Genomic DNA, 20,769 nt, shown 5'->3' on the forward strand with positions numbered 1-20,769 from the left:
CTTGGGGCGGAAAATCCGCGTCGGTCAGTCAGGCCGCCAGCTTACTTGTTCGCGGCCTGGAACTTCGCCAGCAGCTCGTTGCCGCGCTTCACTCCGCTGTCCAGGGCTTCCTTGGCGGTCTTCTTGCCGCTCCAGATCTGTTCCGTTTCCTCATCGAGGATGGCGCGGATCTGCGGGAAGTTGCCCAGGCGCACGCCGCGCGACTTGACGGTGGTCTTGCGGATCATCTGGTTCACCGCGACGTCCGTGCCCGGATTTTCCTGGTAGAAGCCCGACTTCTGCGTCAGCTCGTAAGCCGCGGTCGTGATGGGCAGGTAGCCCGTGCGCATGTGGCTCGCGGATTGGATCTTCGGATCCGACAGGTACTGGAAGAACTTGGCCACGCCCTTGTAGTGGTCGGCGTTCTTGCCCGTCATCACCCAGAGGCTGGCGCCACCGACGATGGTGTTCTGCGGTGCACCGGCCACATCGGGGTAGTAAGGCAGGGTGGATTCCGCGAACTGGAACTTGGCGTCCTTCTTGATCGCCGCGTAGCTGCCAGACGAGCCGATGAACATCGCGCATTCGCCCGAGGTGAAGGCCGAGGTCGCCTTGCTGGAACGGCCCTTGTAGGCGAACAGGCCCTGCTTGGACATGTTGGCCAGGTTCTCGAAGTGGCGCACGTGCAGCGGCGAGTTGAATTCCAGCCGGGCGTCCAGTCCATCGAAGCCGTTGTTCTTGCTTGCGTAGGAGACGTTGTGCCAGGTGGAGAAGCTTTCCAGCTGCGCCCAGGTCATCCACGAGGTGGTGAAGGGGCAGGCATTGCCCGAAGCCTTGAGCTTCGCCGCGAACGAGACGACATCCGGCCATGTGACGGGGGCCTTCTCGGGGTCCAGGCCCGCAGCCTTGAACGCATCCTTGTTGTAGTAGAAGACGGTCGTCGAGCTGTTGAATGGGAAGGACATCATCTGGCCGTTCGGCGCGGTGTAGTAGCCGGCGACCGCGGGGATGTAGGCCTTGGGGTCGAAGGGAACGTTGGCCTCCTTCATCAACTCGGCCACGGGCTTCACCACGCCCTTGGAGTACATCATCGTGGCCGTGCCGACCTCGTAGACTTGCAGGATGTCCGGCGCATTGCCGGCACGGAAGGCGGCGATGCCGGCGGCGAGCGACTGGTCGTATTCGCCCTTGTACGTGGGGACGACCTTGTACTCCTTCTGGCTCTCATTGAAGCCCTTGGCGAGGTCGTTGACCCAGTCGTTCAACCCGCCATCCATCGAATGCCACCATTGAATCTCGGTTTGGGCCTGGACCGGCATTGTCAATGTCGCGGCCAGTGCCGAGGCGGCTGCCAAGGCGAGGGTCTTGAATCGCATGAGAACTCTCTCTATAGAAATCAAAAGCGCGGATGCTAGGTGGTCTATGTGACACGGCAGCGTCACATTCTTTCCTGCCTGTCCGGGCCCTACGAAGCGGGAAAACCCTTTTCCGGACTCTCCGCTGCAGGCCTCTTTGTCGCACTGCACAATCCGGGTCCATGAGCAAGACCTCCCTCGACAAAAGCAAGATCAAGTTCCTCCTGCTCGAAGGCATCCATCCTTCGGCGGTCGAGGTGTTGAGTGCCGCTGGCTACACCAACGTCGAGGCGCTCCCGGGTGCCTTGCCGGACGCGGAGCTCAAGGCCCGCATCGCCGATGTGCACTTCCTCGGCATCCGATCGCGCACGCAGCTGACGGCGGATGTGTTCGCCGCCGCGCACAAACTCGTGGCGGTGGGCGCCTTCTGCATCGGCACCAACCAGATCGATCTCGATGCCGCGCGCGAGCATGGCGTCGTCGTGTTCAACGCGCCTTTCTCCAATACCCGTTCCGTGGCCGAACTCGTCCTGGCGGAGGCCATCCTGCTGCTGCGCGGCGTGCCCGAGAAGAGCGCCGTCGCGCACCGCGGCGGCTGGCTCAAGTCGGCGGACAACGCCTTCGAGATACGCGGCAAGACGCTGGGCATCGTCGGCTACGGCTCGATTGGCGCGCAGCTCTCGGTGCTCGCCGAGGCGCTGGGCATGCAGGTCGTGTTCTTCGACGTCGTGACCAAGCTGCCGCTGGGCAACGCGCGGCAGGTGAGGGACCTCGATGAACTCCTCTCCCTGAGCGATATCGTGAGCCTGCACGTGCCGGAGACGGCGGCGACGCAATGGATGATCGGCGCGGCCCAGATCGCCGCGATGAAGCCGGGCGCGATCCTGATCAACGCCTCGCGCGGCACGGTGGTCGAGATCGAGCCGCTCGCCGCGGCGCTGAAGGAGCGCAAGCTGCTTGGCGCCGCGATCGACGTCTTCCCTGTCGAGCCGCGCAGCAACAAGGACGAATTCCAGTCGCCGCTGCGCGGGCTGGACAACGTGATCCTGACGCCGCACATCGGCGGCTCGACCATGGAGGCGCAGGCCAACATCGGCCTCGAAGTGGCCGAGAAGCTGGTCAAGTACAGCGACAACGGCACCTCGACCTCGTCGGTCAACTTCCCCGAGGTGGCGCTGCCGGCTCACCCGGGCAAGCACCGGCTGCTGCACATCCATCGCAACGTGCCGGGGGTGCTGTCGGAGATCAACCGGATCTTCTCCGACAACAACATCAACATCGCGTCCCAGTACCTGCAGACCAACGAGAAGGTCGGCTACGTCGTGACGGACATCGATGCGGCCTCCTCGGACCTGGCGCTCGAAAAGCTGGCCAAAGTACCCGGAACCATCCGCAGCCGCGTGCTGTTCTGACCCGCCTGCAAGGCCCTTCGGGGCTGCCTTAAAATCCATGCCCCTGGTTCAGGGGCGCGCAGCGCCCGACCGAGGCCGACTCCCCGATGAATGCTCCGACCGCGTTGACGGCGTTGTTGTCGCAGGCCGCAGAGCCCGCGCGATTGCGTGAGATCCCATACAACTACACCAGCTTCTCCGATCGCGAGATCGTGATCCGCCTGCTTGGCGAACGGGGCTGGGAACTGCTGCAGACCCTCCGATCCGAGCGCCGCACCGGCCGCTCGGCCCGCATGCTCTACGAGGTGCTGGGCGACATCTGGGTGGTGCAGCGCAATCCCTATCTGGTCGACGACCTGCTGGACAACCCGCGCCGGCGCGGCCAGCTGGTGGACGCGCTCAATCACCGCCTCTCCGAAGTGCAGAAGCGCCGCACGCCCGACAGCGATCCGCAGCGCGACGCGCTGGTGGGCGAGCTGGTCGACCTCGTCGCCCGGGCCATTGCCGCCTTTGACACCCTGTTCCGCGACGTCGCGGCGCTGCGGCGCAAGGCCACGCGCACGCTCCGGCGGCTGACGGCCAAGGACAACATCAAGTTCGACGCGCTGTCGCGCGTGTCGCACGTGACCGATGCGACCGACTGGCGCGTCGAATACCCCTTCGTCGTGCTCACGCCCGATACCGAGGCCGAGATGGCGGGCCTGGTCAAGGGCTGCATCGAGCTCGGCCTGACCATCATTCCGCGCGGCGGCGGCACCGGCTATACGGGCGGTGCGATTCCGCTGACGTGGAACAGCGTGGTCATCAACACCGAAAAGCTCGAGTCGATGACCGAGGTCGAGATGGTCTCCCTGCCGGGTCTGGATGCACCGGTGCCGACGATCTGGACCGAGGCCGGCGTCGTCACGCAACGCGTGGCCGATGCGGCGGAGCGCGCGGGCTTCGTCTTTGCGGTCGATCCCACCTCCGCCGAAGCCTCGTGCGTGGGCGGCAATGTCGCGATGAACGCGGGCGGCAAGAAGGCGGTGCTCTGGGGCACGGCGCTCGACAACCTCGCCTCGTGGCGCATGGTGACGCCGCAGGCTGAGTGGCTCGAAGTCACGCGCGTCGGCCACAACCTCGGCAAGATCCACGACGCCGAAAGCGCGGTCTTCGAACTGCGGTACTTCGCGGCCGACGGCAAGACCGCGCTGCGTTCCGAGCGCCTGGAAATCCCTGGCAGGAGCTTCCGCAAGGAAGGCCTCGGCAAGGACGTGACGGACAAGTTCCTCTCGGGCCTGCCGGGCATCCAGAAGGAGGGCTGCGACGGCCTGATCACCAGCGCGCGCTGGGTGGTGCATCGCATGCCGGCGCACACCCGCACCGTCTGCCTCGAATTCTTCGGGAACGCCAAAGACGCGGTGCCGAGCATCGTCGAGATCAAGGACTTCATGTTCGCCGAGCAGAAGCGCTCGGGCGTGCTGCTCGCGGGCCTCGAGCATCTCGATGACCGTTATCTCAAGGCGGTTGGCTACGCGACCAAGTCCAAGCGCCACGGCGGTGGCCTGCCGAAGATGGTGCTCTTCGGCGACATCGCCGGCGACGATGCCGATGCGGTGGCGCGTGTCACCTCCGAGGTGGTGCGCATCGCCAATTCGCGCAGCGGCGAGGGCTTCATCGCGATCAGCCCCGAGGCGCGCAAGAAGTTCTGGCTCGACCGCAAGCGCACCGCCGCGATCAGCCGCCACACCAACGCCTTCAAGATCAACGAAGACGTGGTGATCCCGCTGCCGCGGATGGCCGAGTACACCGACGGCATCGAGCGGATCAACATCGAGCTGTCGCTGCGCAACAAGATTGCGCTCGCCGACGAACTCGAAGCGTTCCTCGCGCGCGGCAACCTGCCGCTGGGCAAAAGTGACGACGCGAACGACATTCCCACGGCCGAGCTGCTGGAAGACCGCGTGGCGCAGGCCGTTGCGCTGGTGGCCGAGGTGCGTGCGCTGTGGCAAGGCTGGCTCGACAGCGTCGACACGCTGTTCCCGCAGTTGCAGGACCATTCGCTGCGCGCGAGCTGGAAGACGCAGATCCGCGAGCCGCTCGCGTCGATCTTCACGGGGGCGGAATTCGCACCGATCCTGGCCGAGTGCAATGCCATCCACAAGCGCGTGCTCAAGGGCCGCGTGTGGGTCGCGCTGCACATGCACGCCGGCGACGGCAACGTGCACACGAACATCCCGGTCAACAGCGACAACTACGAGATGCTGCAGACGGCGCACGAGGCGGTGGGCCGCATCATGGTGCTGGCGCGCAGCCTCGACGGCGTGATTTCGGGCGAGCACGGCATCGGCATCACCAAGCTCGAATTCCTGAGCGAGGACGAGCTGCAGCCCTTCGCGGACTACAAGCGCCGCGTGGACCCGGAAGGCCGCTTCAACAAGGGCAAGCTGCTGCGCGACAACGCGGGCTTCGCGGAGCGCGGCCGCGCGCTGCACGCCGATCTGACCAATGCCTACACGCCGAGCTTCGGCCTGATGGGGCACGAGTCGATCATCATGCAGCAGAGCGATATCGGCGCGATCGCCGACAGCGTGAAGGACTGCCTGCGCTGCGGCAAGTGCAAGCCGGTGTGCGCCACGCACGTGCCGCGCGCCAACCTGCTCTATTCGCCGCGCAACAAGATCCTGGCGACCTCGCTGCTCGTCGAGGCCTTCCTCTATGAAGAGCAGACGCGGCGCGGCGTGAGCATCAAGCACTGGGAAGAGTTCGAGGACGTGGCCGACCACTGCACCGTCTGCCACAAATGCCTGACGCCGTGCCCGGTGAAGATCGACTTCGGCGACGTGTCGATGAACATGCGCAACCTGCTGCGCAAGATGGGCCAGAAGTCCTTCCGGCCGGGCAACGCGGCGGCGATGTTCTTCCTCAACGCCACGAATCCGCAGACCATCAAGGCGATGCGCACCGGCATGGTCGACATCGGATTCAAGGCGCAGCGTTTCGCCAACGACGTGCTGCGCGGCCTCGCGAAGAAGCAGACTGCGGCGCCGCCCGCCACGCTCGGCCCGGCGCCGATCAAGGAGCAGGTGATCCACTTCATCAACAAGAAGATGCCCGGTGGATTGCCCAAGAAGACGGCCCGCGCGCTGCTCGACATCGAGGACGCGGACTACGTGCCGATCATTCGCGACCCGAAGGCGACCACGCCTGACACCGAGGCGGTGTTCTACTTCCCGGGCTGCGGTTCGGAGCGGCTCTTCTCTCAGGTCGGTCTCGCCACGCAGGCCATGCTGTGGCATGCCGGCGTGCAGACGGTGCTGCCGCCGGGCTACCTGTGCTGCGGCTACCCGCAGCGCGGCAGCGGGCAGTACGACAAGGCCGAGAAGATGATCACCGACAACCGGGTGCTCTTCCATCGCGTCGCCAATACGCTCAACTATCTCGACATCAAGACCGTGGTGGTGAGTTGCGGGACCTGCTATGACCAGCTCCAGGGCTACCAGTTCGACAAGATCTTCCCGGGGTGCCGCATCGTCGACATCCACGAGTACTTGCTCGAAAAGGGCATCACGCTGGGCGATGCGGGTGGCGCGGGCTACCTCTATCACGATCCCTGCCACACGCCGATGAAGCTCCAGGAGCCGATGAAGACGGTGAAGGCGCTGGTCGGCGACAACGTGCTCAAGAGCGACCGCTGCTGCGGCGAATCCGGCACGCTCGGCGTGACCCGGCCGGACATCTCGACGCAGATCCGCTTCCGCAAGGAAGAGGAGCTGCAGAAGGGCGAGTCGGCATTGCGTGCGTCTGGCAAGGTCGCGCCCGAAGGCAACATCAAGATCCTGACCAGCTGCCCGAGCTGCCTGCAGGGCCTGAGCCGCTACGGCAACGACCTGAACAACGGCCTGCTCGAAGCCGACTACATCGTGGTCGAGATGGCGAATCGCATCCTCGGCGAGAACTGGATGCCCGACTACGTGGCCGCCGCGAACCAGGGCGGCATCGAGCGCGTACTGGTGTGACGATGAAGCGCGTCGAAGGCTGCCCGCTGTGTGACGAAACCGGCGGACGTCTCGTCCACCAAGCCGCGAAGTTCCGAGTGATCCACGCGGCGGAAGCGGGCTTCCCCGCGTTCTATCGTGTGGTGTGGAAGGAGCATGTCGCGGAGTGGTCCGATCTTTCGGTTGAGGATCGCGGCGTTTGCATGGAGGCCGTCGCGGTCGTGGAGCAGTGCCTGCGCGATGCGCTGGCACCGGCCAAGATCAATCTCGCGGCACTTGGGAACATGGTTCCGCATCTTCACTGGCACGTGATTGCGCGCTTCGACTGGGACACGCACTTTCCTGCGGCGGTGTGGGCGCCCGCGCAGCGCAAACGCGATGCCGCGCGCGAAGCAGCCATCGAGGCGGCGCTGCCCGCGATCGAGCGCGACATAGTCCGGCGCCTCTCGAGCAGGAGTTTCTGATGGCAGGTTTGCAGGCAGGCGCACCGACGCCGAAATCGATCACCGTGCACAGCCGCTCACGCGTGCTGGAGATCGGCTTTTCCGACGGCGCGGTCTTCAGGATTCCCTTCGAGCTGATGCGCATCTATTCGCCCTCGGCGGAAGTGCAGGGCCACGGCCCGGGTCAGGAAGTGCTCCAGACCGGCAAACGCGACGTCGAGCTGCTGGATCTTCAGCCCGTCGGCAACTACGCGGTGCAGCCCACCTTCAGCGACGGCCACGCGAGCGGCATCTTCTCGTGGGACCTGCTCTACGACCTCGGCGCGCGCCAGGACGAGCTGTGGGCCGAGTACGAAAAGCGCCTCGCCGCTGCGGGAGTCGATCGCGACGCACCAATGCCCGAGAAGGGCGGACACGCCTGCGGCAGCCACTGATCCAGTGAGAAATGCCCGGTGTCCCCACGGGGTCGTCGGCGCAGAGTGAACGCTTCCGGCCTAACATCGAGCGGATGACTACCACCCACTTCGGATTCGAATCGGTCCAAGAGAGCGACAAGGCACGGCGCGTGCGCGGCGTGTTCGACTCGGTCGCCTCGCGCTACGACCTCATGAACGACCTCATGTCCATGGGCCTTCACCGGGCATGGAAGGCCTACACCATCATGGTGGCGAACGTGGGCGAAGGCTCGAAGGTGCTCGACATCGCGGGCGGCACCGGCGACCTCGCGCTCGCTTTCGCGAAGAAGGTCGGCGCCACGGGCCAGGTCGTGCACACCGACATCAACGAGGCCATGCTGCGTACCGGCCGCGACCGCCTGCTGGATGCCGGTGTCGTGCTGCCCACCATGGTCTGCGACGCCGAGAAGCTGCCTTTCCCCGACAACTACTTCGATGTCGTCACCGTCGCTTTCGGTCTGCGCAACATGACCCACAAGGACCTCGCGCTCAAGGAGATGAACCGTGTGCTCAAGCCGCACGGGAAGCTGCTGGTGCTCGAGTTCTCGAAGGTCGCCAAGCCGCTTGAGAAGGTCTACGACTGGTACTCGTTCAGCGTCTTGCCGCGCCTGGGCAAGGTCGTCGCGGGCGACGACGCCAGCTATCGCTATCTCGCGGAGTCGATCCGCATGCATCCCGGCCAGGAAGAACTCAAGACCCTCATGAAGGAGGGCGGTTTCGGGCATGTGGACTATCACAACATGACCGGCGGTGTCGTCGCGCTGCATGTTGGAATCAAGTGCTGAGTCCGAGTTGTTTTGTTTGCCGTAGAGGAGACGTCATGAAGAATTTGTGGTCCGTCATGCTGGTGTGTGCGCTGGCCGTCGTGAGCATCGATGCCGACGCTGCACGCCTGGGTGGCGGGAAGTCGTTCGGCAAGCAGTCGAGCAATGTGACCCAGCGTCAGGCAACACCGCCGGCGGCGCCCGCACAGTCTGGCGCACCCGCCCAGAACGCGAACAACACCACGACGAAGCCGGCGCCGGCTGCGCCGCAAACCGCGCCTGCAGCACCCAAGCGCCCCTGGGCGGGCATGCTCGGCGGCCTCGCCGCGGGCCTCGGCCTTGCGTGGCTTGCCCATTCCCTCGGTCTCGGTGCCGCCTTCGGCAACGTCCTGCTGATTCTCCTGCTGGCGTTGGCCGCGCTAGTCGTATGGCGTGTCTTTGCCGCGCGCTCGCGAGGCACGGCCGCACCGCGCACCGGCGGCTTTGCGTTCCAGGGCGCCGGCAGTCCTGCCGAAGCGACGGCACCGGCGCAGTACAGCCCCAGGAACGTCGGCAACGATGCCTCGGCCCGGCCGTGGGAACGCAACCACGTGCCTTTCGATTCGACCCCTGCGAAGCAGCTCGATCACCCGGCCGGTTCGTCGATGGCCGGTGCCGCCGCTGCCGGTGGCAGCATGATCGGGTCGGCCCTGGCGGGATCGCAGTCCTGGGGCATCCCGGCGGGCTTCGACGCCGATGGCTTCCTCGCTGCCGCGAAGCGCAACTTCGTCACCCTGCAGGACGCCTGGGATCGCGCGGACATCAGCTCGCTGCGTTCGATGATGACCGATGAGATGGTCGGCGAGATCCGCCAGCAACTGGCGGAGCGTGAGAGCCACACCGGTGGCCAGCCGAACAAGACCGAGGTCGTGATGCTCGACGCAAAGCTCCTGGGCATCGAGGAACTGCCGGACGCCTATCTGGCGAGTGTCGAGTTCTCCGGAATGATCCGCGAGGACATTTCCGCCGGCCCGAGCCCGTTCCGCGAAGTCTGGAACATGACCAAGCCCACCACCGGCGGCGGGTGGCTGGTGGCAGGCGTACAAGCCTTGCAATGAACGCGGACCGGCGCAGCCAGGCCTGTTGGTGAAACACCGCGGAACCGGCTTCGCCGGGCCGCAGGTGTTGCCCCTGGAAGGGGGTGCCCGAGCCACACGCAGTGGGCGAGGCTGGGGGTGAGCCGATAATCGGCACATGGTTACACCATCGTCCCCTTTTTCTTTTTTAGACGACCTGTTCAATCGCGTCAGCAGCCGCATGCAGCCGCCGGACTGGGCGATTCGCGAAATCCAGCACCGGACGGTGCTCTTCCTGAACCACGTCCTGCAACAGGAGCCGGAGGCTCAGCAGCGGCTGATACGCCAGCAGGGCAGGGTGGCGCTTTTCCAATGGCGCTTCGTGACCATGAGGTTTGTCGCGACGCCCGCCGGGCTGCTGGATCTCGCCCCCGAGGGCGCCGAGCCCGAGCTCACCGTGACCGTGACGGAGGAATCGCCCTTCGGCCTTGCCCGGGCCGCGTTCAGCGGTGAGAAGCCGGCGGTGCGCATCGAGGGCGACGTGCAACTGGCAGCGGAAGTCAACTGGCTCGTCGACCATGTGCGGTGGGACGTCGAGGACGACCTTGCCCGCCTGATCGGCGACGTGCCGGCGCACACGATCGCGACCGGTGCACGCCGGGTGGTGGACGCACTGCGCCGCTTTGTCGGCGAGCGTTCCGGCAAGGCCGGTGGCTCCGCGGGCGCCGAATGAGGCGCATCTATCGCGGCATCTTCATCGTCTGGGTCGCGCTTCGCTACGGCCTCGACGAACTCGTGCTCACGAGCCTCCAGAAGCCCTGGCTTCGCGTGGTGGCCCGGATCGTCTCGTTCGGCCGCAATCTCGATGCCCCGCGCGGTCAGCGCCTGCGGGAAGCCCTGGAGCGGCTCGGTCCGATCTTCGTGAAATTCGGCCAGGTGCTGTCGACGCGCCGCGACCTGCTGCCGCCCGACATCGCGGACGAACTCGCGTGGCTGCAGGACCGGGTGCCGCCCTTCCCCTCGAAGGTGGCCATCGCGACCATCGAGCGCGCCTTCCGGCGGCCCGTGGGCGAGGTCTTCGTCGAGTTCGACGAGACGCCGGTGGCGAGCGCGTCGATCGCGCAGGTCCATTTCGCCACCTTGCGTACGCCCGACGGCACCGTGCGCGAGGTCGCGGTCAAGGTGCTGCGCCCGGGCATGCGCGACATCATCGAAAAGGACCTCGCGCTGATGGCCGTGATGGCGGGGTGGGTCGAGAACCTCTCCGCCGACGGCAAGCGGCTGAAGCCGCGCGAGGTGGTCGCCGAGTTCGACAAGTACCTGCACGACGAACTCGACCTCGTGCGCGAGGCGGCCAACGCGGCCCAGCTTCGCCGCAACATGGACCAGCTCGAGCTGGTGCTGATCCCGGAGATGTTCTGGGACTTCTGCCATCCCGAGGTGATCGTGATGGAGCGCATGAAGGGCGTGCCGATCGCGCAGCTCGACCGCCTGCGCGCGGCCGGCGTCGACATCCCGAAGCTCGCGCGCGACGGCGTCACGATCTTCTTCACGCAGGTCTTCCGCGACGGCTTCTTCCATGCCGACATGCACCCCGGCAACATCCAGGTGAGCCTCGAGCCCGAGACCTTCGGCCGCTATGTCTCGCTCGACTTCGGGATCATCGGCACGCTGACCGAGTCCGACAAGGAGTACCTCGCGCAGAACTTCGTGGCCTTCTTCCGGCGCGACTACAAGCGCGTGGCCGAGCTGCACCTGGAAAGCGGCTGGGTGCCGGTCGGCACCCGCATCGACGAGCTCGAAGCCGCGATCCGCACGGTCTGCGAGCCCTACTTCGACCGGCCGCTCAAGGAGATCTCCCTCGGCATGGTGCTGATGCGACTCTTCCAGACCTCGCGCCGCTTCCACGTCGAGATCCAGCCGCAACTGGTGCTGCTGCAGAAGACGCTGCTCAACATCGAGGGGCTGGGCCGGCAGCTCGACCCCGAGCTGGATCTCTGGAACACCGCCAAGCCGTTCCTCGAAAAGTGGATGAGCGAGCAGATCGGCCCACGCAAGCTGTTCGAACAATTGCGCGCCGAAGCGCCGCGGTACGCCAAATTGCTGCCCCAGCTGCCGCGCCTCATGCACGATTTCCTGGAGAATCGCCCCGCCGACCACCGGCGCGAACTGCTCGAACTGCTGGCCGCCCAGAAGCGGACCAACCGCCTCCTGCAGGCAATCATCTACGGTGGCATGGGTTTTGTATTGGGATTGCTTGCGATGCAGGTGCTGGTGCGCGTGCGTCTTTTCTGATTTGGAGAATTCGCCGTGTTGTTGACCCTGGTCGTCGCCTACCTGCTCGTCACCATCGCCATCGGCCTGTACGCGGCCAAGCGGGTCAAGAACACCACGGATTTCGCGATTGCGGGACGCCACCTGCCGCTCTACATGATCGTGACCACCACCTTCGCGACGTGGTTCGGCTCGGAAACGGTGCTCGGCATCCCGGCGAAGTTCATTGAGGGCGGGCTGAACGGGGTGATCGAGGACCCCTTCGGCGCCGGCACCTGCCTGATCCTGGTCGGCCTCTTCTTCGCCGGCAAGCTCTATCGCATGACGCTGCTCACGATCAGCGACTACTACCGCGAGCGCTATGGCCGGTTCATCGAGATCGCCTGCTCGTTGATCATCATGCTGAGCTACCTCGGATGGGTGTCCGCGCAGGTCACGGCGCTGGGATTGGTGTTCAACGTGCTGTCGGGCGGCGCGATCGGGGTGTCGATGGGCATGGTGATCGGTGTCGTGTCGATCCTGGCCTACACGCTCTTCGGCGGCATGTGGTCGGTGGCCGTGACCGACTTCATCCAGATGATCATCCTCGTGCTGGGCCTGGCCGTGATCGCGGTCTTCGCGGGCCACATGGCGGGCGGCGCCGAGAAGGTGGTCGGCTTCGCGGTGAGCAAGGATCTGTTCAAGTTCTGGCCGGAGCCGACGCTCAGGGACATGATCTTCTTCTTCGCGGCGGCCATCACCATGATGCTGGGCTCGATCCCGCAGCAGGACGTGTTCCAGCGCGTGATGTCGGCCAACGGAACCCGGGCCGCGACGCTCGGGCCCGTCATCGGCGGCGTGGCCTACATCCTCTTCGCATTCGTGCCCATGTTCCTGGTGGCGAGCGCGCTACTCATCATGCCGGGCGAAACCGCGACCCTGCTCAAGGAAGATCCGCAGAAGGTCCTGCCAACGCTGGTGCTCGAGAAGATGCCCTTCGTGATGCAGGTGTTCTTCTTCGGGGCGCTGCTCTCCGCCATCAAATCCACCGCTTCGGCGACCCTGCTGGCGCCCAGCGTCACCTTCACCGAAAACATCTGGCGCCAGTTCCGCCCGGCTGGTACCGACCACTCGAACCTCATGACGATGCGCCTCACCGTACTGGTGTTCAGCGTCTGTGTGCTGGCCTACGCGATCCGCATGCAGGGGACGCCGATCTACGAACTGGTGTCCGGCGCCTATCAGGTGCCGCTCGTGGGCGCTTTCGTGCCGCTGGTGTGCGGGCTTTATTGGCGGCGTGCCTCCACCCAGGGCGCCGTGGCCGCGGTGCTGCTCGGCGTCGGGGTGTGGCTGGTGTTCCTGGCGACGTCGTGGAGCGAGGCGTTTCCTGCGCAACTGGCGGGCGTGCTCGCCTCCTTTGGCGGCATGGTGGTGGGATCGCTGGCGCCGCAATGGGTGGCCAACACGCGCACGCCGCACCGGCCTCTGGCGGCCGACCCGGCCTGACGGCAACGGCGCCCAGCCGGAGGGGCGCCCCTATAATCGAGGGCTTTGCGAGCGGCCGCCGGCCGCTTCTTTCATTCCCCATCCATGCCTATCTACGCATACAAGTGCAGCGCCTGTGGCTTTGCCAAGGATGTGCTGCAGAAAATGTCCGATGCTCCCCTGACGGAGTGCCCGGCTTGCGGCGCCGATGCGTTCAGCAAGCAGGTGACCGCCGCCGGCTTCCAGCTCAAGGGCTCGGGCTGGTACGTCACCGACTTCCGCGATGGCGGCAAGGGCGGTGGCAACAAGACTTCCGCCAGCTCTCCCTCCGACGGCGCTTCCGCCAAGCCGGCCGAGGCTCCCGCGAGCGCACCGGCGCCCGCGCCTGCCGCGGCGCCGCCCGCGCCCAGCTCGGACTGAGGCCGCCACCGCCATGCTCGCGCTGCGCAAATGGCTGCTGTCCGGCTTGCTGGTCATCGTTCCGCTGGCCATCACGCTGGCCGTGCTGAACTGGATCATCGGCACGCTCGACCAGACGCTGTGGCTGCTGCCGGAGGAGTGGCAGCGTTATCTCAGCGAGCACAAGGTGCGCGGGCTCGGGGTGCTGCTGACGCTGGCCATTCTGCTGAGCGTCGGCGCGGTCGCGAGCAACTTCGTCGGCAAGCGCCTGCTCGGCTGGGGTGACGCGGTGGTCCGGCGCATCCCCGTGGTGCGGTCGATCTACTCGAGCGTCAAGCAGGTTTCCGACACGATCTTCTCCGAGAGCGGCAACGCATTTCGCACCGCCGTGCTGGTCCAGTGGCCGCGCGAAGGTGTCTGGACCATCGCCTTCGTGACCGGCACGCCCGGCCAGGAGGTTGTCGACCACCTGGGCGGCGGCGACTATCTCGGCGTGTACGTGCCGACGACGCCCAACCCGACGGGCGGCTATTTCGTGATGCTCAAGCGCAGCGACTGCATCGAACTCAGGATGAGCGTGGACGACGCGCTCAAGTACATCGTCTCGATGGGGGTCGTCGTACCCGGCGGCCCCGCAGCGATCGCGATCAAATAAAACGCGCCCTCAGGCGCCGGAATCCATCTATGGCCATGCGTACAAACTATTGCGGTCTCGTGACCGAAGCCCTTCTGGGGCAAACCGTCACCCTTTGCGGCTGGGTCAATCGCCGGCGTGACCATGGGGGCGTGATCTTCATCGACCTGCGCGACCGCGAAGGCTACGTCCAGGTCGTGTGCGACCCGGATCGCGCCGCCACTTTCGCGACAGCGGAGGGCCTGCGCAACGAGTTCTGCCTGCAGATCACGGGCCTCGTGCGTGCGCGCCCGGAGGGTACGACCAACGACAACCTCAAGAGCGGCAAGATCGAGGTGCTGTGCCACGAGATGAAGGTGCTCAATCCTTCCGTGACGCCGCCGTTCCTGCTCGACGACGACAACCTCTCGGAAACGACCCGCCTCACGCACCGCGTGCTCGACCTGCGCCGCCCCGTGATGCAGCGCAACCTGATGCTGCGCTACAAGGTGACGATGGAGACGCGCAAGTTCCTCGACGCCAACGGCTTCATCGACATCGAGACGCCGATGCTCGGCAAGTCCACACCCGAAGGTGCGCGGGACTACCTCGTGCCCAGCCGTGTGCATGACGGCAGCTTCTTCGCGCTGCCGCAGTCGCCGCAGCTCTTCAAGCAGCTCCTGATGGTGTCCGGCTTCGATCGCTACTACCAGATCGTCAAGTGCTTCCGCGATGAGGACCTGCGCGCCGACCGCCAGCCCGAGTTCACGCAGATCGACATCGAGACCTCGTTCATGGCCGAGGAAGAGATCCGCGAGATGTTCGAAGGCATGATCCGCAAGGTATTCCGTGCCGCGGCCGAAGTCGAGCTGCCGTCGTTCCCGGTCATGACCTACGGCGACGCCATGTTCAAGTACGGCTCGGACAAGCCGGACCTGCGCGTCAAGCTCGAGTTCACGGAGCTGACCGACGTGATGCGCAACGTCGAGTTCAAGGTGTTCGCACAGGCTGCCAGCATGACGGGCGGCCGCGTGGTCGCACTGCGGGTGCCGGGCGGCGGCGCCGAAGGCGGCCTCTCGCGTGGCGACATCGACGCCTACACCGAGTTCGTCAAGATCTACGGCGCCAAGGGTCTCGCCTACATCAAGGTCAACGACGCCGGGAACGGCCGCGAAGGCCTGCAGAGTCCGATCGTCAAGAACCTCGACGATGCTTCGCTGGCCGAGATCATCGCCCGCACCGGCGCGCGCAATGGCGACATCCTGTTCTTCGGCGCCGACAAGGCCAAGGTCGTCAACGATGCGATCGGTGCGCTGCGGGTCAAGATCGGCCACAGCGCTTTCGGCAAGAAGGCCGGTCTGTTCGATGATCGCTGGGCACCGCTCTGGGTCGTTGACTTCCCGATGTTCGAGTTCGACGAGGAAGGCCAACGCTGGTCGGCGGTGCACCACCCGTTCACCGCGCCCAAGGACGGCCACGAAGACCTCATGGACGGCGCACCGGAGAAGTGCATCGCCAAGGCCTACGACATGGTCCTCAACGGCATCGAGATGGGCGGCGGCTCGGTCCGTATCCACCGCGAGGAAGTCCAGAGCAAGGTCTTCCGTGCGCTCAAGATCAGCGCCGAGGATGCGCAGAACAAGTTCGGTTTCCTGCTGGACGCGCTGCAGTACGGTGCGCCGCCGCACGGCGGTATCGCGATCGGCCTGGACCGCCTCGTGATGCTCCTGAGCGGCGCCGAATCGATCCGCGACGTGATCGCCTTCCCGAAGACCCAGCGCGCGCAAGACCTGCTCACGCAGGCGCCGAGCCCGGTTGACGAGAAGCAGTTGCGCGAGCTGCATATCAAGCTGCGCAACCCTCAACCCGCGAACTGATCGAGGGAGGGGCGGCGAAGATGAGCGCCGCGTCGGGTCGCCCCTGGAAAATCCCGGAATCGGTGCTGGTCGTGATTCACACGCCGGCACTCGACGTGCTCCTGATCCGCCGTGCCGACGCCGAGGATTTCTGGCAGTCGGTCACCGGCAGCAGGAATTCCGAAGACGAGCCCCTGGCGCTCACCGCGGCGCGCGAGGTCGCGGAAGAAACCGGCATCGACTGCGGTGAAGGCTCCGAACTGGCGGCACAGCTGGTCGATTGGGGCCTGGAAAACATCTACGAGATCTACCCGCGCTGGCGGTCGCGCTATGCGCCGGGCGTGACGCACAACACGGAGCATCTTTTCGGCCTGCGCGTGCCCGATCGCGTGACGCCGCGGCTGGACCCGCGCGAGCATACGGACTGGCGCTGGCTGCCGTACCGCGAAGCGGCGGACGCCTGTTTTTCTCCGTCGAACGCCGAGGCCATCCTGCTCCTGCCACAATTTGCGCGATGAATTCGCAGGCGAACACCCTCCGCGTGGCCACCTACAACATCCACAAGGGTGTGCAGGGGATCGGGCCGGCGCGGCGTCTCGAAATCCACAATCTCGGCCACGCCGTCGAGCAGCTCGACGCGGACATCGTGTGCCTGCAGGAAGTGCGCAAGATGAACCGGCAGGCCGCGCGGCGGTTCCAGCACTGGCCGGAAATGCCGCAGGCGGACTTCCTCGCGCCTGAAGGCTATACCGCGGTCTACGAGACCAACGCGATCACCAGGCATGGCGAACACGGCAACGCGCTGCTCACCCGTTGGCCAGTGCTCAAAACGACGCATCAGGACATTTCGGACCACCGCTTCGAGCAGCGCGGGCTGTTGCACGCGGTGATCGACGTCGAAGGCCGGCCGGTGCACGCGATCGTGGTGCACCTGGGCCTGATCAAAGGCAGCCGGATCCGCCAGGTGGCCCAGTTGCGGGAGTTCATCGACCGCGAGATCCCGTCGCACGAGGCGCTGGTGGTGGCTGGCGACTTCAATGACTGGGGCGCCCGCATGCGCTACGCGATGAACGCCATGGGCTTGCGCGATTCGAGCGACCTGCGCGGGCCGCGCATCCTGACCTATCCGTCGCGGCTGCCGGTCACGCAGCTCGATTTCATCTACGGGCGGCGGCTCGAACCGGTTGCCTGTTCGGTGCCTCGCGGTCCGATCTGGTCGCGGATGTCCGACCATCTGCCGCTCGTGACTGACTTTTTGCTATCGAAAAAATAGCAACAACCGTAGGCGGGTAGGGCGTTGCCGGGCTTATCGCTCGCCGTCCATTCGCTGTTAGGATGCTTGGATGCTAAGGACCATCGACGCCGCACGGCGCCCCGTGGAAGGGGATGAAGACGAGGGCACACCCGTGTCCGTGAAGATTCGCGAGCGCCTGCTGGCCGCGCGACGACGCTTCAACGCCAACGACAACATCGCCGAATTCATCGAGCCGGGCGAGCTCGAGCATCTCCTCGACGAGGTCGAGGACAAGATGCGGGACGTGCTGCGCAGTCTCGTGATCGACATCGAGAACGATCACAACACGGACAACACCGCCCGGCGCGTTGCCAAGATGTACCTGCAGGAGGTGTTCAAGGGCCGCTATGTGAACCAGCCCTCGCTCACCGAATTCCCCAACGCGGAGCATCTCAACGAGCTGATGATCGTCGGGCCGATCACGGTCCGCAGCGCCTGCTCGCACCATTTCTGCCCGATCATCGGCAAGCTGTGGATCGGCGTCATGCCCAACGAGCAGACGAACGTGATCGGCCTCTCGAAGTACGCGCGCCTTGCCGAGTGGGTCATGGGCCGTCCCCAGATCCAGGAAGAGGCAGTGGTGCAGCTCGCCGATCTCATCCAGGAGAAGACTCAGCCCGACGGCCTCGCGCTGGTGGTGGAGGCGGAGCACTTCTGCATGCAGTGGCGCGGCGTCAAGGAGATGGACAGCAAGATGATCAACTCCGTGATGCGCGGCGTGTTCCTGAAGGACCCGAACCTTCGCCGAGAATTTCTCTCTCTTCTTCCGCGCCAGCGCTGAACGCCATGCTCGTACGCCTTCTCTACGCCAGCCGCGCCGTGGATACCAGCCAGGCGGCGATCGATGCGATCCTGGCCCAGTCGCGGTCGCACAACACGACCTGCGGCATCACCGGCATCCTCTGCTACGGCGGCGGCGTGTTCCTGCAGGCGATCGAGGGTGGTCGCACGGCGATCAGCGAGCTGTACGGCCATATCCAGAGGGACCCCCGCCACAAGGACGTGGTGCTGCTGCACTACGAGGAGATCTCGGAGCGCCGCTTCGGTGGCTGGACCATGGGGCAGGTCAACCTGTCGAAGCTCAACGCGTCGACGCTGCTCAAGTATTCCGAGCGGCCGGAGCTCGACCCGTATTCGGTCTCGGGCAAGGTGTCGCTGGCGCTGCTCGAAGAATTGATGGCGACCGCCGCCATCGTCGGGCGGCACTGAGCCGCCGGTGTTCACCGCCGCGCGGGTCGCGGCGAATCACCATGCTTCTGATCGGCTGCGATTTTTCGAGCGCGCCGACTGCCCGCAAGCCGATCGTGGTTGCGCTCGGCACATCGGGCGATGGCGCGGTCGAACTTCATGGCTTCGAGCGCTTCTCGTCACTGGATTCGTGGGGACGCTGGCTGGCGGTGACGCCGCAGTGGGTCGGCGCATTCGATTTCCCGTTCGGTCTCCCGCGTGAGCTCGTCGTGGAATTCGGATGGCCTTCGGAGTGGAAGCCGCTCATCGAGCACTACGCGGCCATCGAGCGCGCGAGGATCCGGGAGATCTTCGCGGCGTTCTGTGCCGCACGTCCGGCGGGCGGCAAGTTCGCGCATCGCGCGACAGACCGTCCGGCCGGCTCCAGCCCGTCGATGAAGTGGGTCAATCCGCCGGTGGCGTTCATGCTCCACGCCGGCGTGCCGCGGCTGATCGACGCGGGCGCTTCGCTGCCGGGCCTGCACATGCCGGCGGAGGGCGGCAGCCGTATCGCGCTGGAGGGCTATCCGGGCTTGCTGGCGCGTGAACTGGTCGGTCGCCGCAGCTACAAGAGCGACCAGGCCGCCGCGCAGACGGCGGAGCGCCGGCTCGTCCGCGGCGAGCTCTTGGCGACCCTGGAGCGGGGATCTCCCCGGCTGGGCCTTCGGCTCGTCGTGCCCGGCGAATTGCGCGAGGGCCTGCTGGCCGACGCCAAGGGTGATTCCATCGACGCAGTCCTGTGCCTCATGCAAGCCGCCTGGGGAACGGCCCGCCGGACGAGCGAAGGGCCGGGCTATGGATTGCCGCCCGACATCGATCCGCTCGAAGGCTGGATCGTGACGGCCTGAGGGCCCCTGCCCTACAGGAAGCGGCGGCCAAGGTCGTGGGGCGCGGCGCCTTCAACGGCCAGCAGAGCCGTTGCGGTGTTCATGGGGCATCCTTTGGCGGACGAGCTGGTTTCTTCATCAGCGTGGTCACGAGGTCGGCCATGTCCGATGTCTTGAACACTGCAGCCAGGATGGCGGTGATCGGCAGCAGCCGCCATGGTCTGATCAGCACGACGAGCGCGCCCGTCGCAGCGGCTGCCGCGATGAGCTTGGCGGGCTGCTCGCGCGCATAGCGCTCGAGCAGGGGCAGGGCGAGTCGACCCGCCGCGTTGGCCGGATGACGGCGCCACCAGCGTCGCACCACGTGGCTTGCCACTTGGCTCCACGGATTGCCGTGCTGCACGTCGAATTGTCGCGGCGACTCGTCCTCGTCGCCTCGCTGCAGTTGCGCGATCAAGGCACGGCGCGACAGCGAAAGGCGCTGCTGCGGCGTGAGCTGCTCGCGCTCAGTGCTCATGGCGTTCGCCCGCGAGGTGAAGCGCATGAATGTCGGCCTCGATCTGCGCCCGCAACTCCACGAAACCATGAACATCGCGCTGCCGGGATGCGTAAAGGTAGAGCGCGCAAACCAGTGCGATCAGCATCGCGACGGCGGGTACGGCGACGAGCGCCCAGTGGAATCGGTCGTGCATCGCACCGAGCATGATCGCCACGCCGATGAGGCCGAGCGCCAGCATGACGCTCATCACAGCCAGAACGCCCGCGACCAATCGGGCGATGAGGCTGCGGGTGGCTTCCTGCGCTTCTTCCCGCAGGAGCGCGCCGTAGTTGGCCAGATGATCGGCGATCAGCTCGGGATGCCCGAGCACCGTGGAATAGATGGGATGAAGCATGGTGCCGGGCAGTTGAGGCTCGCTCGGAGCCGCAGATGAACGTCAGGGACTCAGATCAATTGTCGTCCCGACGGCGGCTTGCGAGCACGATGAGCGCGGTGATGGCTGCGCCGGCAGCGGCGGCGAGCAGCACCGAGCGCACGGGTTGGTCGGCGATGTACTTGCCCGTCACGTCGGCCGCTTGTTCCAGGCGTCGCTGCGCACGGGCGCTGGTGGTCGATGCCGCGTCCAGTCCGCGCTGCACGGCCTGCTGCACGCGCGCTGCAAGCTGCTCCACGGCAGGCTCCGCGTCATGGCGCAGGTCGCGCACCTTTTCCCCCGCCGCGTTCACGGCATTCTGCGCATAGGCTCGCGTGGTGTCGATCGCATCGGCCGCGGTCTGCCGCGCGTCTTCGGCCAGTTGCGAGGGAGTCTTGATGGTCGTGTTCATGATGAAAAAATCCTTCCGGGAAGATGGTTGCGAAGACCTGCTCATCGTACCGACGCTACCGGCGTCGTATCAA

21 protein-coding genes are annotated in these 20,769 nt (G+C 65.8%); 17 read left to right on the plus strand and 4 right to left on the minus strand.

Going from position 1 to position 20,769, the window contains the following annotated elements; genetic code table 11:
• Window positions 1-41 precede the first annotated feature (41 nt).
• Window positions 42-1,355 (minus strand): sn-glycerol-3-phosphate ABC transporter substrate-binding protein UgpB, encoded by a 1,314-nt coding sequence (gene ugpB, locus ACQ858_RS03580; protein WP_431275442.1) that lies wholly within the window; start codon window positions 1,353-1,355, stop codon window positions 42-44.
• Window positions 1,356-1,516: 161 nt separating this feature from the next.
• Between ugpB and serA the strand changes: the two genes are divergently transcribed.
• The 17 genes from serA (at window position 1,517) to ACQ858_RS03665 (ending at window position 19,394) form a co-directional block, all read left to right on the plus strand.
• On the plus strand, window positions 1,517-2,746 hold the full coding sequence (serA, locus tag ACQ858_RS03585) for a phosphoglycerate dehydrogenase (protein WP_431275443.1): 1,230 nt from the start codon (window positions 1,517-1,519) through the stop codon (window positions 2,744-2,746).
• An 86-nt stretch (window positions 2,747-2,832) separates the two neighbouring features.
• Complete coding sequence (locus ACQ858_RS03590; protein ID WP_431275444.1) at window positions 2,833-6,723, plus strand: DUF3683 domain-containing protein; 3,891 nt, start codon at window positions 2,833-2,835, stop codon at window positions 6,721-6,723.
• A gap of 2 nt (window positions 6,724-6,725) precedes the next feature.
• Window positions 6,726-7,166, plus strand: a complete 441-nt coding sequence (locus ACQ858_RS03595; protein ID WP_431275445.1) for an HIT family protein — start codon at window positions 6,726-6,728, stop codon at window positions 7,164-7,166.
• Window positions 7,166-7,579, plus strand: a complete 414-nt coding sequence (locus ACQ858_RS03600) for a gamma-butyrobetaine hydroxylase-like domain-containing protein (RefSeq protein ID WP_431275446.1) — start codon at window positions 7,166-7,168, stop codon at window positions 7,577-7,579. The genes ACQ858_RS03595 and ACQ858_RS03600 overlap by 1 nt, the downstream gene beginning before the upstream one ends.
• Before the next feature lie 74 nt (window positions 7,580-7,653).
• Window positions 7,654-8,385 (plus strand): bifunctional demethylmenaquinone methyltransferase/2-methoxy-6-polyprenyl-1,4-benzoquinol methylase UbiE, encoded by a 732-nt coding sequence (gene ubiE / locus ACQ858_RS03605; protein WP_431275447.1) that lies wholly within the window; start codon window positions 7,654-7,656, stop codon window positions 8,383-8,385.
• A 35-nt stretch (window positions 8,386-8,420) separates the two neighbouring features.
• A complete protein-coding gene (locus ACQ858_RS03610; protein ID WP_431275448.1) occupies window positions 8,421-9,461 on the plus strand; it encodes a Tim44 domain-containing protein in 1,041 nt (346 codons plus the stop codon).
• A gap of 136 nt (window positions 9,462-9,597) precedes the next feature.
• Window positions 9,598-10,152, plus strand: coding sequence for a ubiquinone biosynthesis accessory factor UbiJ (locus tag ACQ858_RS03615; protein WP_431275449.1), 555 nt, complete (start codon window positions 9,598-9,600; stop codon window positions 10,150-10,152).
• Window positions 10,149-11,714, plus strand: a complete 1,566-nt coding sequence (ubiB, locus tag ACQ858_RS03620; protein ID WP_431275450.1) for a ubiquinone biosynthesis regulatory protein kinase UbiB — start codon at window positions 10,149-10,151, stop codon at window positions 11,712-11,714. The genes ACQ858_RS03615 and ubiB overlap by 4 nt, the downstream gene beginning before the upstream one ends.
• 15 nt (window positions 11,715-11,729) lie before the next feature.
• Window positions 11,730-13,178 (plus strand): sodium:solute symporter family protein, encoded by a 1,449-nt coding sequence (locus ACQ858_RS03625; protein WP_431275451.1) that lies wholly within the window; start codon window positions 11,730-11,732, stop codon window positions 13,176-13,178.
• An 84-nt stretch (window positions 13,179-13,262) separates the two neighbouring features.
• A complete protein-coding gene (locus ACQ858_RS03630) occupies window positions 13,263-13,577 on the plus strand; it encodes an FmdB family zinc ribbon protein (protein WP_431275452.1) in 315 nt (104 codons plus the stop codon).
• Window positions 13,578-13,590: 13 nt separating this feature from the next.
• On the plus strand, window positions 13,591-14,211 hold the full coding sequence (locus tag ACQ858_RS03635) for a DUF502 domain-containing protein (protein WP_431275453.1): 621 nt from the start codon (window positions 13,591-13,593) through the stop codon (window positions 14,209-14,211).
• A gap of 29 nt (window positions 14,212-14,240) precedes the next feature.
• On the plus strand, window positions 14,241-16,046 hold the full coding sequence (gene aspS / locus ACQ858_RS03640; RefSeq protein ID WP_431275454.1) for an aspartate--tRNA ligase: 1,806 nt from the start codon (window positions 14,241-14,243) through the stop codon (window positions 16,044-16,046).
• A gap of 20 nt (window positions 16,047-16,066) precedes the next feature.
• Complete coding sequence (gene nudB / locus ACQ858_RS03645; protein WP_431275455.1) at window positions 16,067-16,543, plus strand: dihydroneopterin triphosphate diphosphatase; 477 nt, start codon at window positions 16,067-16,069, stop codon at window positions 16,541-16,543.
• Window positions 16,540-17,298 carry an endonuclease/exonuclease/phosphatase family protein gene (locus ACQ858_RS03650; RefSeq protein WP_431275456.1) on the plus strand — a complete coding sequence of 253 codons (759 nt, stop codon included), beginning with the start codon at window positions 16,540-16,542 and terminating at the stop codon, window positions 17,296-17,298. Before nudB ends, ACQ858_RS03650 begins: the two co-directional genes overlap by 4 nt.
• Window positions 17,299-17,368: 70 nt before the next feature.
• The gene (gene folE / locus ACQ858_RS03655; protein WP_431275457.1) at window positions 17,369-18,100 is read left to right on the plus strand and encodes a GTP cyclohydrolase I; all 732 of its coding nucleotides are present in this window, start codon (window positions 17,369-17,371) and stop codon (window positions 18,098-18,100) included.
• Between the two features lie 5 nt (window positions 18,101-18,105).
• The gene (locus ACQ858_RS03660; RefSeq protein WP_431275458.1) at window positions 18,106-18,528 is read left to right on the plus strand and encodes a BLUF domain-containing protein; all 423 of its coding nucleotides are present in this window, start codon (window positions 18,106-18,108) and stop codon (window positions 18,526-18,528) included.
• A gap of 41 nt (window positions 18,529-18,569) precedes the next feature.
• Window positions 18,570-19,394: a DUF429 domain-containing protein gene (locus ACQ858_RS03665; RefSeq protein WP_431275459.1), complete on the plus strand. Its 825-nt coding sequence runs from the start codon at window positions 18,570-18,572 to the stop codon at window positions 19,392-19,394.
• 79 nt (window positions 19,395-19,473) lie between these two features.
• Here ACQ858_RS03665 and ACQ858_RS03670 read toward each other — a convergent pair whose 3' ends face one another.
• The 3 genes from ACQ858_RS03670 to ACQ858_RS03680 are packed head-to-tail and all read right to left on the minus strand — an operon-like array spanning window position 19,474 to window position 20,696.
• A complete protein-coding gene (locus tag ACQ858_RS03670; RefSeq protein ID WP_431275460.1) occupies window positions 19,474-19,890 on the minus strand; it encodes a hypothetical protein in 417 nt (138 codons plus the stop codon).
• On the minus strand, window positions 19,880-20,266 hold the full coding sequence (locus ACQ858_RS03675; protein WP_431275461.1) for a phage holin family protein: 387 nt from the start codon (window positions 20,264-20,266) through the stop codon (window positions 19,880-19,882). The genes ACQ858_RS03670 and ACQ858_RS03675 overlap by 11 nt, the downstream gene beginning before the upstream one ends.
• A 55-nt stretch (window positions 20,267-20,321) precedes the next feature.
• Window positions 20,322-20,696: a hypothetical protein gene (locus ACQ858_RS03680; RefSeq protein WP_431275462.1), complete on the minus strand. Its 375-nt coding sequence runs from the start codon at window positions 20,694-20,696 to the stop codon at window positions 20,322-20,324.
• Window positions 20,697-20,769 lie beyond the last annotated feature (73 nt).

This window comes from Variovorax ureilyticus (genome assembly GCF_050632185.1).
GTDB classification, from domain to species: Bacteria; Pseudomonadota; Gammaproteobacteria; order Burkholderiales; family Burkholderiaceae_C; genus Variovorax; species Variovorax ureilyticus_A.